This is a genomic window from Prevotella conceptionensis 9403948, from assembly GCF_000312305.1.
In the GTDB taxonomy this organism is placed as follows: Bacteria; Bacteroidota; Bacteroidia; order Bacteroidales; family Bacteroidaceae; genus Prevotella; species Prevotella conceptionensis.
The window spans coordinates 163,977-180,263 of sequence record NZ_HE999446.1; the positions used below are offsets into that span (position 1 = coordinate 163,977).

Annotated in this window: 13 protein-coding genes; 1 reads left to right on the forward strand and 12 read right to left on the reverse strand. The window is 50.1% G+C overall.

The window, feature by feature from the left end:
- A partial coding sequence (locus tag BN93_RS06905) for an alpha-amylase family glycosyl hydrolase (protein WP_044260054.1) occupies positions 1-1,183 on the forward strand: 1,183 nt, incomplete at its 5' end.
- A 545-nt stretch (positions 1,184-1,728) separates the two neighbouring features.
- On the opposite strand, the gene ahpF is transcribed toward BN93_RS06905, so the two are convergent.
- The 12 genes from ahpF to BN93_RS06965 all read right to left on the reverse strand — a co-directional run.
- Positions 1,729-3,288: an alkyl hydroperoxide reductase subunit F gene (ahpF, locus tag BN93_RS06910; RefSeq protein WP_019187612.1), complete on the reverse strand. Its 1,560-nt coding sequence runs from the start codon at positions 3,286-3,288 to the stop codon at positions 1,729-1,731.
- A gap of 115 nt (positions 3,289-3,403) precedes the next feature.
- Positions 3,404-3,970, reverse strand: coding sequence for an alkyl hydroperoxide reductase subunit C (ahpC, locus tag BN93_RS06915; protein WP_019187613.1), 567 nt, complete (start codon positions 3,968-3,970; stop codon positions 3,404-3,406).
- Between the two features lie 235 nt (positions 3,971-4,205).
- Entirely contained in the window at positions 4,206-4,658 is a 453-nt protein-coding gene (locus BN93_RS06920) for a GatB/YqeY domain-containing protein (RefSeq protein ID WP_019187614.1), read from the reverse strand.
- Positions 4,659-4,736: 78 nt separating this feature from the next.
- On the reverse strand, positions 4,737-6,071 hold the full coding sequence (gene ftsZ, locus BN93_RS06925) for a cell division protein FtsZ (RefSeq protein WP_044260157.1): 1,335 nt from the start codon (positions 6,069-6,071) through the stop codon (positions 4,737-4,739).
- Positions 6,072-6,463: 392 nt separating this feature from the next.
- The gene (gene ftsA / locus BN93_RS06930; RefSeq protein ID WP_019187616.1) at positions 6,464-7,882 is read right to left on the reverse strand and encodes a cell division protein FtsA; all 1,419 of its coding nucleotides are present in this window, start codon (positions 7,880-7,882) and stop codon (positions 6,464-6,466) included.
- 10 nt (positions 7,883-7,892) lie between these two features.
- The gene (locus BN93_RS06935; protein WP_019187617.1) at positions 7,893-8,702 is read right to left on the reverse strand and encodes a cell division protein FtsQ/DivIB; all 810 of its coding nucleotides are present in this window, start codon (positions 8,700-8,702) and stop codon (positions 7,893-7,895) included.
- Positions 8,703-8,734: 32 nt separating this feature from the next.
- Positions 8,735-10,117: a UDP-N-acetylmuramate--L-alanine ligase gene (murC, locus tag BN93_RS06940; RefSeq protein ID WP_019187618.1), complete on the reverse strand. Its 1,383-nt coding sequence runs from the start codon at positions 10,115-10,117 to the stop codon at positions 8,735-8,737.
- A gap of 48 nt (positions 10,118-10,165) precedes the next feature.
- Positions 10,166-11,293: an undecaprenyldiphospho-muramoylpentapeptide beta-N-acetylglucosaminyltransferase gene (murG, locus tag BN93_RS06945; RefSeq protein ID WP_019187619.1), complete on the reverse strand. Its 1,128-nt coding sequence runs from the start codon at positions 11,291-11,293 to the stop codon at positions 10,166-10,168.
- A 185-nt stretch (positions 11,294-11,478) separates the two neighbouring features.
- Positions 11,479-12,744, reverse strand: a complete 1,266-nt coding sequence (locus BN93_RS06950) for an FtsW/RodA/SpoVE family cell cycle protein (RefSeq protein WP_019187620.1) — start codon at positions 12,742-12,744, stop codon at positions 11,479-11,481.
- 13 nt (positions 12,745-12,757) lie between these two features.
- Positions 12,758-14,089, reverse strand: a complete 1,332-nt coding sequence (murD, locus tag BN93_RS06955) for a UDP-N-acetylmuramoyl-L-alanine--D-glutamate ligase (protein ID WP_019187621.1) — start codon at positions 14,087-14,089, stop codon at positions 12,758-12,760.
- Between the two features lie 107 nt (positions 14,090-14,196).
- Positions 14,197-15,468, reverse strand: coding sequence for a phospho-N-acetylmuramoyl-pentapeptide-transferase (locus BN93_RS06960; RefSeq protein ID WP_019187622.1), 1,272 nt, complete (start codon positions 15,466-15,468; stop codon positions 14,197-14,199).
- Between the two features lie 255 nt (positions 15,469-15,723).
- Positions 15,724-16,287, reverse strand: a 564-nt coding sequence (locus BN93_RS06965) for a Mur ligase family protein (protein ID WP_044260055.1), incomplete at its 5' end; no start/stop codon positions are given.

The window sequence follows — 16,287 nt, forward strand, 5'->3', positions numbered from 1 at the left end:
CGGCAAATACTATGAGAAGAACTTCTTTGAATGCCAGCCTGCCCTGAACTACGGCTTTGCCCATCCCGACCCCTCTCATCCCTGGGAGCAGCCTGTGACGGCACCCGGACCGCAGGCCGTACGCCGGGAGATGAAGAACATCATGGCCTTCTGGTTTGACAAGGGCATCGACGGCTTCCGTGTGGATATGGCCTCTTCGCTCGTCAAGAACGACCCGGGGAAGAAAGAGGTGTCAAAGCTGTGGAACGAGATGAGGGCATGGAAGGACAGGCATTATCCCCAATGCGTACTGATATCCGAGTGGAGCGACCCGGCCGTCGCCATCCCTGCCGGCTTCAACATCGACTTCATGATCCACTTCGGCATCAAGGGTTATCCCTCTCTCTTCTTCGACCGAAACACACCGAACGGCCGGCCGTGGGAGGGGCAGGACATCTCCAAAGAGTACAAGTTCTGCTACTTTGACAAGGCAGGAAAAGGAGAGGTGAAGGAGTTTGTCGACAACTTCACGGCAGCCTTCAACCGCACAAAGCAACTCGGCTACATCGCCATTCCGACGGCCAACCACGATTTCCAGCGTCCGAACATCGGCATGCGTAACACGATGGACCAGCTGAAGGTGGCCATGACCTTCTTCCTGACCATGCCGGGTGTACCGTTTATCTATTACGGTGACGAAATCGGCATGAAATACCAGATGAATCTTCCTACCAAAGAGGGTAGCAACGAACGTGCCGGGACACGTACTCCTATGCAGTGGACTGCCGGTCCTACCGCCGGATTCTCTACCTGCGAGCCTGCCCAACTATATTTCCCTGTGGATACGGAAGACGGAAAGCTGACGGTGGAGGCACAGGAGAAAGACCCCAATTCCCTGCTGAACTTCACCCGTGAACTGGTCCGCCTGCGCCATGCCCACTCGGCATTGCATGGAAACGGAGAATGGGAACTTGTCAGCAAGGAAAGCCAGCCCTACCCCATGGTCTACAAACGTACGGCCGGCGGAGAAACCGTAGTCGTTGCCATCAATCCGAGTGCCAGAAAGGTTTCAGCAAGGATACCCCACCTTGGAAAAGCCAGGCCGCTATGCATGACGGGAGAAGCAACTTACAAGACAGGCGGCAAAGGTGATGTCATCAACCTGAAAGCCATATCAGCCGCTGTATTCAAGATCATTGAATAAGACTTTCATTTCCAAGACCTTTATCAGGTGTATCAGAATAGCTGCCAGCAGGCATTCTGATGCACCTTTTCTGTCTGCATTCCTGAACAGACAAGGATGATTACACGGACTTCCCCACATAAAAAGCCAATGCCGGCCGATAAGACATAAGCGACATCATTTTCTATGCGTAATCTCTTTTAAACAGACAAGTCGACATTGTTTCCGGAAGAACAAGTCCCTCTGGGCAGACAAGTCCTGCCGGTACAGCTCTTCGCCGGCTGCGTTTTGCTCCCGTCCCAGTAACAGATTGCATGGAGCGGGGCATCAGCACGACTGGTGTTTACAAACAACTCCACGGGTGGCAGGCATCAACACACCTGCAGGAAAGGCCTGTCCATGCCTGTCACTACCATTATATAGCAAGACACTGCCGGCTGACTTACAGGGGAAAGTTTACCGGACAGCACTGGTAACAAAACACAAAAAAGTCCGACGGGCAGGTGAAGTCAGCTCACACTTACCGCATCGGACAGATATACACTCAGGTACTATGGTTTGCAAGGTTATCCTATAATCACTCCACGGATACGGTCGTCAAAGGCTGAAAGGGCAGCCTTAGCACCTTCTCCCATAGCGATTGTAATCTGTTTGTAAGGTACCGTTGTAACGTCACCAGCAGCATATACGCCACTCAGACTTGTACGGTTGGTTGCATCAACGATAATTTCATTGCGAGGAGTAACCTCTACTTGATCCTTGAAAGCATCGCTGTTTGGCGACAAGCCAATCTGAACAAAGACACCATCTAAGGCAATTTCGCGCTCCTCATCATTGATGCGGTCCTTCACTCTGATACCCGATAGCTTCTGACCATCACCCAAGAGGGCAGTTGTCTGAGTAGAAAGGAACACCTCAACATTAGGCAGACTGGCTACTTTCTGCTGTAGAACCTCATCGGCACGCATAGCATCAGCGAACTCAAGAACAGTTACGTGGCGGCAGATACCAGCCAAGTCAATGGCTGCTTCGATACCAGAGTTACCACCACCGATGACTGCTACATCCTTACCTTTGTAGAAAGGACCGTCGCAATGAGGGCAGAAATGCTCACCATGACCGATGTATTTCTCCTCATCTGGCAGACCAAGACGGCGCCAGCTTGCACCAGTTGCAATCACGACTGCAGGTGCGGTGAAGGTTTCTCCACCACGAACAGAAACAGTCTTCACAGCCTCTTTCAGGTTGGTAGAAACCACCTTACGATTGTCGAATACGTCGATTGAACAATCATTGATATGGGTACGGAGGTCAGCAGCAAGCTGTGTACCCGTTGTCTTTGTGACAGAAATAAGATTTTCGATGCCTGTTGTATCGTTTACCTGTCCTCCGATACGCTCAGCAACGATAGCTACGCGCAAGCCTTTGCGGGCAGAGTAGATAGCAGAAGATGCTCCAGCAGGACCACCACCGAGTACGATAACATCATATTCACGTACTGTCTGCACAGCATTCTCATCGTGATCGGTGCCTACCTTGTCCTCTAATTCCTGCAAAAGGATACCGAGATCGCCACGACCTGTATGCAATGGCTCTCCATTAACGTACACAGAAGGTACGCCTTGTATGTTCAAACGTTGTATTTCATCCTGACAAAGACCACCATCAACCATCTCATTGCTAATATTTGGGTTGATAAGCGCCATTACGTTGAGTGCCTGAACAACGTCAGGACAGTTTGTACAGGTGAGAGATACGTAAGTCTGAAGGCGGATTTCACCCTTCAATGACTTGATACGTGCAGCAATCGCCTCGTCAGGGAGGTTCTTGCCCTGTCCGTCAGTATTGAGGACAGCGAGGAGCAACGAGGTAAACTCGTGTCCGTTTGGTATGCCACGGAAGCTGATACCAGTTTCTTCACCATTGCGAAGGATACTAAACGAGAACTGTTCTCCTTCCTTATAAACTGTCTTAATCTTGTCAGAAGTAGAGGCGAAATCCTCGAGGAAGGAAGAGAACTCTGCTGAGTTTTCGTCATTGCTGTTGCGGGTTACGCTAAGTGTTATATCAGATGAGAGCGAAGCAAAGACGCCTTTCACCTGTTCGAGTATATTTGAATCTAACATGGGTTTGTATATTTCTCTCCTTATTAATAAAAAAGTGGAGAGATAAAGTCCGAGACTCATCTCTCCACCATAACTTCTATGACACTTTTATGTCTGTTATTACAGAAACTAAGTCTTAGAGCTTACCTACGAGGTCGATGCTTGGCTTCAATGTCTCACCACCCTTCTTCCACTTAGCTGGGCAAACCTCACCCTCGTGAGAAGCAACAAACAAAGCAGCCTCAACCTTACGTACCAACTCATCAGCGTTACGACCGATGCTGTTGTCTTGGATTTCAGCAATCTTAACGAGACCTTCTGGGTTTACGAGGAATGTACCGCGGTAAGCCAGACCTTCGTCCTCTTTGTATACACCGAAGCCACGGCTCAATACGCCTGTTGGGTCAGCAAGCATTGAGTACTTAATCTTTCTGATTGTCTCAGAAGCATCGTGCCATGCCTTGTGTACGAAGTGAGTATCAGTACTTACTGAGAATACCTCTACACCAAGACCCTTGAGCTGCTCATACTTGTCAGCCAAATCCTCCAACTCTGTAGGACATACGAAAGTGAAGTCAGCTGGATAAAAGAAGAAGAGCGCCCATTTGCCCTCGATATCCTTGTTAGAAACGGTCTTAAACTGTCCGTCCTGAAAAGCCTGAACGGTAAACTCTGGTGCGTGTGCATTGATAATTGGTTCCATATCTTCTTAAAACTATTTATGTGATAAATTAAAAAGGGGAAGGGAGAGGATTGCTTATACCGAACTGACGTATGAATTAATAAACTCGCCCATTGGCAAACTGGCTTACTCGTCAGTTCGGCAATGGGCGACAAAAATACAAGGTTCGCTAGGAGAAAGGTGGCATCAGCAGTTTTCTAGCCTTTCTACCTTTTATTTTTTTCAGGTTTAAGCAAGCCTAAACGCAACAGGCAGGTTAGGCCAGCAGTCGCTTAACGATGGCCGAGATGGTGCCGCCATCGGCCAAGCCAGCCATTTGTTTGCTAGCCATGCCCATCACGCGGCCCATATCTTTCATTGTGGCAGCACCCGTTTGTGCGATGATTTCTTTCACCTTCGCCTCTATTTCGGCCTCCGACAGAGCGGCAGGTAGGTATTCTTCAATAACCTTTACTTGTGCCAATTCGGCATCGGCAAGGTCTTGGCGAGCCTGTTGAACGAAAGTTGCAGCAGATTCTTTACCCTGTTTAGCTAGCTTTTGAAGTATTTTCAGGGCGTCGGCGTCTTCAAGAATGTCGTTTGCGCCTGGTGCCGTCTTGGCCTCTAGAAACACTTTCTTAATGTTGCGAAGGGTGTCAAGGCGCACCTTGTCGCGCGCTCTCATCGCCTCCTTAATGTCGTTGCTTATCTGTTCGAATAATTGAGCCATAAATTTTAATCTTAATTGGGTTGATGCAATGGGTGAAACGGAAGGGGCAGATAGCCCCATACTTCCCAGAAAAGCCTACTATGCAAAGCTAATGGTTCCCTGCATAGTTGTTGGCGGCTCCACCTCGTCTTGTTCTTTCTTCAGCATGGTAGAGCTATAACCACGTATCTCTTCAAGCTTTTGTTGGGAGCGGGCATAGGTTGGCGACTCGTCGACGGCGAAAATAATGTCTTCATTGTCGAGGTCGTCTGGGCGGAAGAGGTAGATATTGGTATGCCTTTTGGCGCGGCCGCCAGGCATATCGGTACCATAATACGAGTCGATGCGCTTGGTTCTATCCAATCGTTCTTGGGCTTTGCGTGCGGCATCCTCGATGTCTTCAATCGACTTACGGGCCGTTCTTTCGGGTGTGGTGGTGATGTTCTCCACGCCAAAGCCCGTGGCAAGTACGGTAACTTTCACCTTGTCGCCAAGGCTCTCGTCGAAGGTAACGCCCCACTTGAAGACGAAGTCGGGGCCGAACTTGGCCATGAACTCGTCTACATCGTTAATCTCTTCCATCATGAGGTTAGAACCTTGGTTGTTCTTCTCGCTAAACGAGATGTTGAGTAGTAGTTTCTTAGAGTTGAACACATCGTTATCGTTGAGCAAAGGCGAGTTAAGGGCATCGTGTATGGCCTGCTGAACGCGGTTTTCGCCTTCGCCATAACCCGAACTCATGATGGCCACGCCACCGTCTTCTAACACCATCTTCACGTCGTTGAAGTCGAGATTCATAAAGCCGTGGTAGGTTATTATCTCGGCAATGCTCTTTGCGGCAACGCTTAGTGTGTCGTCGGCGCGCTTGAAAGCCTCGATTAGGGACAGTTCGGGGTAAACCTGGCGCAGGCGTTCGTTGTTGATAACGAGCAAAGCGTCTACGTGTTTGGCCATTTCTTCTACGCCATCCAAGGCTTGGTCTATCTTTCTTAGACCTTCGAAACGGAAAGGAATGGTAACGATACCCACGGTGAGGATGCCCATTTCTTTGGAAACACGAGCGATTACAGGTGCGGCTCCCGTACCTGTTCCGCCGCCCATTCCTGCTGTAATGAAGGCCATCTTGGTGCCATCGCTGAACATCGCTTTGATGTCTTCGATGCTTTCTTCGGCGGCAGCCTTGGCTTTGAGCGGTCGGTTTCCTGCTCCAAGTCCTTCTTTACCCAATTGCAGGTGTACGGGCACAGGCGAATCGTCCAAAGCTTGCTTGTCGGTGTTGCACAGAACGAACGACACTTTGTGTATTCCTTCTTTGAACATGTGGTTAACGGCATTGCCGCCACCGCCGCCAACACCAACAACTTTAATGATGCTATCCCCGTGCTCTTCGTCTACGAAGTTCACAATTCCTTTGTTAATATTCTTCTCTGACATAGCGTTGTTCTTTTTTAATTGACCTGTGAAAGGGCTTTTAAAGGTGAAAGAGTGAAAAGGTGAAAAGGTGAAAAAATGGCTAACGCCCACCAACTTGTAAACTTGTAAACTCGTTAACTTGTAACTAGAAAGGGCGAAAAGATGGCTGCGCCTGATGCACGCTTGGCTTTTAGTTGTTCTAGGATTTCTAGGTTATCTAGTTATCCTAGGGCTTTCTAGCTATTCTAGGCTTTCTAGCTATTCTAGGCTTTCTAGCTATTCTAGGGTACCTAGTTGTTCTAGGGTTGCTAGTTATCCTAGGCTTTCTAGCTTAGCTATTTTAAACTTACTAACCAAGCCCAAGCACGCGGCTTAGCGCTTTACAACCTCTTATCTTTTACTCCTCTTATCTTTTATTCCTCCTCGGCCATTTGCCTAATGAAACCACTAAGTTTTTCTTTCCACTGTTTGAACTTGGTTGGTCCTTTCTCTTCCTCTGGCTCGTTATTGGCCTGTTTCTTCTCGACCTTATCCTCCTTTTTCTCCTTTGTTTCGAATTTAGACTTATTGTTTGCCTGTTCCTGTTGGGCTCTGTTGTCGGTGGCATTTGGCATGTGTTCGCCTTCTGACGGTAGCGTTGCAGGGCGTTCCGTTTCGGCATCGGGGAAGAGATTGTTAGAAATTTCCCGACCTGCGCAATTGAGATTACCCTTTGCAAGAAGACCGAGAACGGTGTTCATCGTGCCGTCTTGCGCAGTGATTTCAGGATGTTTTGAATGCAAATCGAACCTCACCGTCTTGGCAAAGCGTATCTTGTTGAAGTTAGTCTTGCGTTGGAAAGCCTCCTCGATGTTCTTCAACTGCGCCCCGCCGCCCGTAAGAATTAGTCCGCCAAGCAGTTTACCTTCGTACTTCTCTGGAATTTGGTATCTAACATTGGCGATTATCTCCTCGATTCTAGCCTCAACCACGTTCATGAAGGTGTCGCTTTGGATAGAGCGGTCGCTGTCGATGGCGTAAGTTAGCCCCGTATTGTCTTCTTCGGGATTGGTGTATGCGGCGCCGTAGGTGAGCTTTAGCCGTTCGGCATGCTCTTCTTCAATTTGCAAAGAGGCGATGTCTTTGGTGATGTTTGCCCCACCCAAGGGGATTACGGCCAAATGGCGAAGAAGGCTTTTACTATAAACGGCAATGGTAGTGGTTTGCGCACCAAGGTCTACCAGCACACATCCACTTCGTTTCTCCGAGTCGGTCAGCACGCTGTCGGCCAAGGCTAGTGGCGAAATAAACACATCGGCAATGGCGATGCCGGCGTTAGAGAAACATTTTTTGAGGTTTCGATAGTTGCTGTTGCGCCAAAGAATGTTTAAGAAGTGCCCCTCCAAGTGGGTGCATGGCACGCCAACTGGGTCGATTTGATATTGTTGCCCAAGCTTATATTCGAGGGTTATGGCCTCAATGATGTCGGCATCGGGATAGTCCATGCTGCGGTTAGCGTCCATCAGCGAGTCTACCATGTCTTGCGACACGATGGTATCGTTAGGCAATTCTCTGGTGATGACGTTCTCAATGCTCCGCGTAGACTGCCCACCAACGCCCACATAGGCGTAGGCTATCTCGGTTTTGAGGGTGGTTTTGAGTTTGGACACAATGCTGTTGAGACACTGCACGGTGCGGTCGAGGTTGTACACCACGCCTTTTTTAACGCACGAAGTGGGCGTCTCTTTGGCCACAGCCAAGATGGAGATGCTTCCATCAGTGTTCTTTCTTCCTGCGATACCGGTAATCTTAGACGAACCGATCTCGATAGCCACGATAAAATCCTTTGCCATAACACTATGCTTATTCGGGGTTGTTCTTGTTTTCTTTCTTCTTTTTGCAGATAATCTGGTTGTCGAACTCTAAGTTGATGTAGCTGTACTTGTTCCATCCAACCTGCGAGAGCCCATACTTATAAAATTTTTCTAGCCGAAGGAGCTTTTTCTCTACGAAGTCGGCTATCTTTTCGTTGCGTTCTTTAAGCGAACTGGCCTGCGGCAGATAACCAATGAACACGACATGCTGACCAACTCGCGGCACGAGTTCCACACCTTTGTCGGGCAGTATGTTGATTTGCTCCACTTGGTTTTCCCACAGCTCGTTATCCATGAACAGTTTGGCGAGCGGCGCGATGTAGTTTTGCGCGAAAGCCTTAGATATGTGCCCCGTGGCGATGATGAGGTCGGCCGAATAATGCGAATTGGGCATCACCTGGTTGTTGTCGTCGAGGTAATAGTCCTCGCCATTGGCGGCCTTAATGCGCACGATGGGCATCCGTTGGGTGATGCTTATGCTGACACATCCGTCTTGCGTTTTGTAACAGTCCACCGTTTTCACAAACGGACTGCGTTTGAGCATCTCTTCTATTTTCCTTGCCTGCACCGCCTGCATGGGCTTGTTCAGCGGGTAGAGCTGGTTGGCATCCAGCCTACTGCGTATGTCGTTGGCGGTGATAAAGCCGTTGGTGTTTTCGTCTTGGATGTCTATCTGCACCTTTTGGCACAATGCGGCCTTGGCGTTGGGCTTGTTGAAAGCCGTGAACGCCAGCACAAGGTAGACGGCCAGCAGCGCATCTACCAGCATGGTTACAGTTTTCTTCCAATTCACATTCATACACCTATGCCCTCAGGCGGGGGGTTAAGCCTTTACTTTGCCTTACTTTCCAATATCTTTGTTACCTGCGGCGCAAGGCTGTCAAGGTCGCCTGCGCCAAGGAATACCAGCACATCGAAGTTGCGCTGTTGAACCAATTTCAGCACGTCGTCTTTGGCAATCATGCTCTTTTCTACGCCGGCATCGAGGTTGTCGTATATCAGTTTGCTGCTTACGCCCTCGATGGGTTCTTCTCGTGCCGGGTAGATGTCGCAGAGTATAACCTCGTCGAGCAGGCTTAAAGCCTTGGCAAACTCCTTATAGAAATCGCGCGTGCGCGTATAGAGGTGCGGCTGGAACACCGCCGTTATCTTTCTGTCCTTATACAATTGGCGTAAACTTTGCGCGCTTTGCAGTATCTCGTTGGGATGGTGTGCATAGTCGCTAAGGAACACCAAGTGGGGCGTTTTAATCTTAAAGTCGAACCGGCGGTCTACGCCGTGGTAGGTTTTGATGCCGTAACGCAGTTCTTCGGCATTGCATCCGTTAAGTTGTGCCATAGCCATAGCGGCCACGGCGTTCTCGATGTTGATGGGTATGGGATGGCCCAAGGTTACATTCTTGACGTTTTCGACTGGCGAAACGAAATCGAACGTAATGTTGCCGTTGTCTATCTTCACGTTCTCTGCGTGGAAATCGCCTGCATCAAGCGCGTATTCGTACACCTTCACCCCAGGTTTCACATCGGGTTTCAGCTCCACTCCTTTTTTAATGATGAGTGCTCCGCCCTCGCGAATGAGGGTGGTGTAATGGCGAAAACTCTCCATATAGGCCGCTTTGGTGCCGTAGATGTCGAGGTGGTCGGGGTCGGTAGAGGTGATTACGCTCATCCACGGACGTAGCCAATGGAAGGAGCGGTCGAACTCGTCGGCCTCGATAACCACGTATTCGCTTTTGGGACTCAATATATAATTGGTGCCATAGTTCTTGGATATGCCTCCAAGGAAGGCGTTACAGTCGGGATGACTTTGGTGCATGATGTGCGCGCACATGCACGACGTGGTTGTTTTTCCGTGCGTTCCGGCGAAACAAAGCCCTTTCAGGGTGCGGGTTAGCGTGCCCAACACCTGCGCGCGCTTTTGTATTTCGAACCCATTTTGGCGAAAATACACCAGTTCCTTGTGGTCGTCGGGTATGGCAGGCGTGTACACCACCAGGCACGACTGCGCTTTCTTGCATGCCTGCGGTATCTCGTCTACGTTTTCTTCGTAGTGCAAGAGCATCCCCTCCTTCTCCAATTGGTTTGTAAGCTGTGTGCGAGTTTTGTCATAGCCAGCCACAACATAACCTTTTTTGATGAAGTAACGGGCAATGGCACTCATGCCGATGCCGCCCGCCCCTACGAAATATACTGCTTTAATTTTCTTTATGTCCATAATGATGTTGTAAGTTTGGCAGCCATGCACTGCACCTTTGTCTTTTTGTCAACGGGTTTTGGCTGCTTGTTCTTCTGCCAAAGCAATCACCTCGTCGGCAATGATTTCTGCAGAATTGCGCAAAGCCATCTGCTTGATGTTATGACTTAACTGCGACAGGGCTTGGTCGTCGTTAACGGTTTGTAAAGCCAGGGGGATAAGCTTTTGAACGGCCTCGGCATCGCTTACAAAGCGTGCTGCCTGCCTGTTAACCAGTGCCATAGCGTTCTTTGTTTGGTGGTCTTCGGCCACATTGGGGCTTGGAACCAGTATCACGGGTTTGCCGATAAGACAGAATTCGGAGATGCTGCTTGCTCCGGCACGACTAATCACCAAGTCGGCGGCACGATAGGCGGCACCCATGTCGGCGATGAAATCGGTGGGTTTGAGCATCGGCAGTGGCGACTTATCGGCCAGTTCGGCCTTAATGCCCTCGAAATAGTTCTTACCCGTTTGCCAAATAACCTGCACGCCACTGTCTCGCAGTTCGTCGAGATGTGCCATTACACTTTCGTTCAATGTGCGTGCACCCAGACTTCCGCCCACGATGAGGATGGTTTTCTTGGTGGGTTCGAGCCCGAAAGCCCTTAAAGCCTCGGCTTTTGTCAGTTGGCTATCCAGCAGTTGTTGGCGCACGGGGTTTCCCGTAAGCACGATTTTGTCTTTGGGAAAGAACCGTTCCATGCCCTCATAGGCCACACATATCTTGCGTGCCTTCTTGGAAAGCAGCTTATTTGTTACGCCAGCATACGAATTTTGTTCTTGTATCAGGCAGGGAATGCCCATCGCCGCACATTGGTTTAGCGTGGGACCGCTGGCATATCCGCCCACGCCCACTGCCGCCATTGGCTTAAATTGCTTTATAATCTGCTTGGCCATGCGCTGACTTTTCCATATCTTAAACAGCACGGCGAAGTTCTTTAAGAGGTTCTTTCGGTTGAAACCGCAGATGGGTAATCCCTTGATTTCGTAGCCTGCGGCCGGAACGCGCTGCATCTCCATACGACCCAACGCGCCAACAAAGAGTATCTGCACATCTGGCCGTTTGGCTTTTAGGGCATTGGCAATGGCCACGGCAGGGAAGATATGGCCTCCGGTGCCGCCGCCGCTGATGATTATTCTCAAGTTATTTTCCATTCTTTGCTTGTTTTTGTTGGTATGGGGAATACAAGAATGTATGGTTTCGCCATTGTTCACCCCCTCGTGTAGCGTCTTCACTTGGTTGTCTTCCCTCCCTTATTCTGCACGTTAGACGAGCCTGCACAGCTTAATCGCTTACTGGTAGGCCTGCACAAGATGCTCGTTTCTTAGTGCAAAAGTACTCATTTTTTTTCTGCCACACCACTTTTTGTTTGTTTTTCAGCTTTCTTTGCCGTTCGGCTTACGCTGATTATCGCGCCCATGAAAACGCAATTGATGATGGTGGAGGTGCCGCCCTTGCTGATAAGCGGCAGCGGCTGACCCGTAACTGGCACCAAACCAACGGCCACACACATGTTGAACAAGGCCTGCGTAACCAGCAAAAGGGCTAAGCCCATAGCCAGGAAAGCCGGGAAATTGTTCTCGCAACGGTTGGCAATCTTGCCTGTTCGGAAAAGCAAGAACACGTAAAGCATGGCCACGACAACGGCGCCGATGATGCCCATCTCTTCGATTATCACGGCATAAATGAAGTCGGAGAAGGCTTGCGAAAGGAAATCGCGTTGCACGGAGTTGCCCGGACCTTGCCCAATAACGTTGGAAGAGGCGATGGCGATGTTGGCATGGCCTACTTGGGCATCTTTGTCGAGGTCGAATTTCTCTGGCGGAACTTCCTCATTCTTCATGAATTTGTAGATGCGCGACTTCCAAGTGTCGGCTCGATGGAACATGCTGCCAAAGAATCCTTTCTCTTCTTTCTTCGGCTCTACGTTTTCGGTTAGGCTTTGTTCGGGCGCATCGGTGGCCTTGGCGTGGCCGAAAATCAACACGAATGAGAGGGCTGCGGCCGCAAAGAGCACCACCACACCCAATATTTTGCCCAACTGCGAAACCGGCACACGGCCCAAAATCATCATCATATAGACAACTAGGCAGATGAGCAAGGCCGTAGAGAGGTTTTCAAACAAGATGGGGCCAACGATGAAAAGGGTGGCCATGCCTATCCAGCCGATGGCCTTGCGGTCGGCACCATGCTCTGTTTGGGCAATACTAAGTATCTGCGCCACAATCAGCACGAGTGTTCCCTTACCAACTTCGGAAGGCTGAAACTGTATGCCCAAAAGACTAACCCAACGCTGCGCGCCGTTGGTGCTTTGTCCGCCCCAAAGCACCCACAAGAGCGTTAAGACCGAGAAGAGGGACAAGAAGGGCGTTAGTACCTTGAAATAACGGCAGGGTATGTTCACCGTAAACACCATGAACACCACACCCAAGAACAATATTCCAAGGTGCTTAATGATGGGTGCGAGATAACTTCCGCCCTTATACGTAAGGGAAGAGGATGCCGAAAACACCTCTACGGCACTGATAAGGCACAGGAAGAAGAATATCATCCATATCACCTTGTCGCCCTTGAAGAAGTTGCCTAACGATTTGTTAAGTGCCATTTGCCTGTGGAGTTTAGAGGTTTCGTACCAATGTCTTGAATTGTTCGCCTCGGTCTTCCATATTTTTAAAGAGGTCGAAACTAGCGCAACAGGGACTCAACAGCACGGTATAACCTGCCTTAGCCATGCTGGCGCAGGCCGCTACACATTCTTTCATGCTGTGCGTGTCGGCCACGGGCAAGCCCAAATGGTCGAAGTTCTGGTGCAGTTTGGTGTTGTCGGCACCAAGATACACCAATGCGGCGCACTTTTCTTTCACCAAATCCTTGATGGGTTCGTAGTCGTTGCCCTTGTCTTTGCCGCCGAGAATGAGTATCGTTGGGGCATTCATCGCCTCCAAAGCGTAACGGCATGCGTCTACGTTGGTGGCTTTCGAGTCGTTGATGTAGTTTACGCCGTGCATGGTGGCCACGCGTTCCATACGGTGTTCCACGCCAGGGAAATCGCTAAGACCTTGTTCAACCACGTCTTGCGGAATGCCTGCGGCGCGTGCGGCCAATGCCGCGGCCAACGAATTATAGAGGTTGTGCTTGCCAGGCAAGCTTAAATGCGCTTGCGGCATATTGAAGTCGAGCGGTGCAGGCAGCGTTATCTGTCCATCCGCAACGTATGCGGCCGCGCCCGTTTCGCGATTTTCTGCAAAGGGACAGATGCGTGCAGACACGTCATACTTTTGCAATTCGGGCTTCACTATGGGGTCGTCGGCCCAATAGATGAAGTAGTCTTGCGGCCCAAGGTTCTGCAATATGCGCATCTTAGCGTCTACATAACCCTGCATGCGATAGTTATAACGGTCCAGATGGTCGGGCGTGATGTTGAGCAACACGGCGATATGCGCTTTAAAGCGGTACATGTTTTCGAGTTGAAAGCTGCTCAACTCGATAACATACCAATCGTGTGCGCCCTCGGCCACTTGCAAAGCCAAACTACGGCCAATGTTTCCGCCCAGCCCTACGTTATAGCCTGCGGCCTTAAAGATGTGATAGATGAGTGAGGTGGTGGTGGTTTTGCCGTTACTTCCCGTGATGCACACCATTTTGGCATCGGTGTATCGGGCTGCAAATTCTATCTCGCTGATAATGCCGATGCCCTTATCTATGGCTTTCTGCACCATAGGCACTTCGCTTGGGATGCCGGGACTCTTCACTATCTCCGTGGCGTTAAGTATCTTCGCCTCGGTGTGTTGCCCTTCTTCCCATTCGATGCTGTGGCTGTCGAGCATCTGCTTGTATTTGTCTTTGATGGTTCCCATGTCCGAGACAAACACATCCAAGCCCTTTTGCTTGGCCAATACGGCCGCTCCCACGCCGCTTTCGGCCGCTCCTAATATCACTATTCTGTCCATTTCTGCTTTATTTCCTTTGTTGTTTGTCGTTGCGGTGCCGGCTCGTTGCCGTTAGCCGAATGGGTCGACACCTTATTATATATATAGGGAGAGGCCCTACCCCTAGCCTACCTTATTTTAAGGGTGATGATGGTTAGAGCCGCCAAGATGATGGTTATAATCCAAAAGCGGATGGTAATCTTCGACTCGTGCACCGCTCCCCTGGGCTTTTTCAGCACGTAACGGCATTCGGGGTCTAGCTGTTCGTCCTGCGTACGGAAGTTATCGTGTATGGGCGTGCGCTTAAATATGCGCTGCTTTACGCCCCGCCGTTTTCCCATCTTGAAATAATACACCTGCAACATCACGCTCAAGCTCTCTACAAAGAAGATGCCGCAGAGTATGGGCAGCAGCAGTTCTTTGTGAATGATGATGGCTCCCACGGCGATAATGCCGCCAATGGTGAGCGAACCCGTATCACCCATGAACACTTGTGCCGGGTAAGCGTTGTACCAAAGGAAACCAATGAGCGCGCCAATGAAGGCACAGAAGAACACCACTAGCTCTTGCGAACCTGGTATGTACATGATGTTGAGGTAGGCGGCGAACTCTAAGTGCGAACTGACGTAGGCCAAAATACCCAACACCACGCCGATAATGGCACTGTTGCCGGCGCACATGCCGTCCATACCATCGTTGAGATTGGCACCATTGCTCACTGCCGTCACCACGAAAATGGTCATAATCACGAAGAGAACCCATCCTGCCGCGGTTTTGTACTTGCCCATAAACGACATCACGCGCGAATAGTCTAGGTTGTGCCCCTTAACAAAGGGGATAGTGGTTTTAAGCGACTTGCGCGCCTCGCTGCGGTGTTTCACCACCACCTCGGTATTGTCTTTGCGTTGCAATGCCAGGTTTTCGTTCATCTTCACGTCGGGCGAAGACCACAGAACAAGGCCCACGATAAGTCCGATACCCACCTGTCCCACAATCTTATACTTACCTTTCAGCCCCTCTTTGTTGTGGCGGAATATCTTAATGAAGTCGTCCATGCCGCCCAAAAAGCCCAACCACACGGTGGTTATCACCATCAATATGAGGTAAATGTTGCGCAACCTACCCAGCAACAGCACGGGAACGAGTATGGCAACGATGATGATGATGCCGCCCATACTGGGCACGCCAATCTTCTTAACGCCGAAGGGGTCGATGCTGGCATCGCGTTGCACCTCGGTTATTTGCTTTCGTTTGAGGTACTTGATGAACTTCTCGCCGAACCATGCCGATATAACTAACGACAATATCATGGCCAACAGTGCCCTGAACGAGATATATCCCCAAATGTGGGCTCCCGATATGCCAAACTGTTCTAAGAAACGGAAGAGATAATATAACATGTTTTGAGTTTATGAGGTTGTAAGTTTATGAGGAGTTATGCCAGGAGTTAATTCAGGAGTTAAGGAGTTAGGGAGTTAAGGAGTTAAGGAGTTAAGCCGTATGCCTTGTGTAACTTGTCCTCTTCTTGCTTTTGATGAGCAAGGCATTTAAGGAGTTAAGCCGTATGCTCGTGTAGCTGGTCCTCTTCTTGCTTTTAATTTGCAAGGCATTTTACTCCCCTCTCCCCTTTGGAGAGGGGTTGGGGTGAGGCTTTTTTAAAAGTTCTCCTTCACCACCTCCTTATCATCGAAGTGGTGTTTAACGCCTTTTATTTCCTGATAGTCCTCGTGTCCCTTGCCTGCAACTAGCACCACATCGCCTTTCTGCGCCATCATGCACGCCGTGCGGATAGCCTCGCGGCGGTCTACAATAGAAATAACTTTCTTCATTTGTTGCGCATTAAGCCCCGCAAGCATGTCGTTGATGATGGCCTGTGGGTCTTCAAAGCGGGGGTTATCGCTGGTTATTATCACGCGGTCGCTCTGTTTCACGGCCTCTACAGCCATCAACGGGCGCTTTCCCTTGTCGCGATTGCCGCCTGCGCCACACACGGTGATAACCTTTCCCTTGCCGTTCAGCACCTCGTGAATGGCGTTCAGCACATTCTCCAAGGCATCGGGCGTGTGGGCATAGTCAACAATAACCGTGTAGCCTTCGGGCGAACGCAGCGGTTCAAGCCTACCGTTAACGCTGTGTAGGGCGCTCATCACCAACAAGATGTCTTCGGGACGCTTGCCCAACATCACTGCCGTGCCGTAAACTGCCAACAGGTTGCTAAC

Bases quoted from the DNA above. Each gene is read 5' to 3' on its own strand.
- ftsA (WP_019187616.1), bottom strand. From the start codon at position 7,882: ATGGCAAAGGATTTTATCGTGGCTATCGAGATCGGTTCGTCTAAGATT.
- BN93_RS06935 (WP_019187617.1), bottom strand. From the start codon at position 8,702: ATGAATGTGAATTGGAAGAAAACTGTAACCATGCTGGTAGATGCGCTG.
- murD (WP_019187621.1), bottom strand. From the start codon at position 14,089: ATGGACAGAATAGTGATATTAGGAGCGGCCGAAAGCGGCGTGGGAGCG.
- murG (WP_019187619.1), bottom strand. From the start codon at position 11,293: ATGGAAAATAACTTGAGAATAATCATCAGCGGCGGCGGCACCGGAGGC.
- ftsZ (WP_044260157.1), bottom strand. From the start codon at position 6,071: ATGTCAGAGAAGAATATTAACAAAGGAATTGTGAACTTCGTAGACGAA.
- ahpC (WP_019187613.1), bottom strand. From the start codon at position 3,970: ATGGAACCAATTATCAATGCACACGCACCAGAGTTTACCGTTCAGGCT.
- BN93_RS06950 (WP_019187620.1), bottom strand. From the start codon at position 12,744: ATGGCACTTAACAAATCGTTAGGCAACTTCTTCAAGGGCGACAAGGTG.
- ahpF (WP_019187612.1), bottom strand. From the start codon at position 3,288: ATGTTAGATTCAAATATACTCGAACAGGTGAAAGGCGTCTTTGCTTCG.
- BN93_RS06920 (WP_019187614.1), bottom strand. From the start codon at position 4,658: ATGGCTCAATTATTCGAACAGATAAGCAACGACATTAAGGAGGCGATG.
- murC (WP_019187618.1), bottom strand. From the start codon at position 10,117: ATGGACATAAAGAAAATTAAAGCAGTATATTTCGTAGGGGCGGGCGGC.
- BN93_RS06960 (WP_019187622.1), bottom strand. From the start codon at position 15,468: ATGTTATATTATCTCTTCCGTTTCTTAGAACAGTTTGGCATATCGGGA.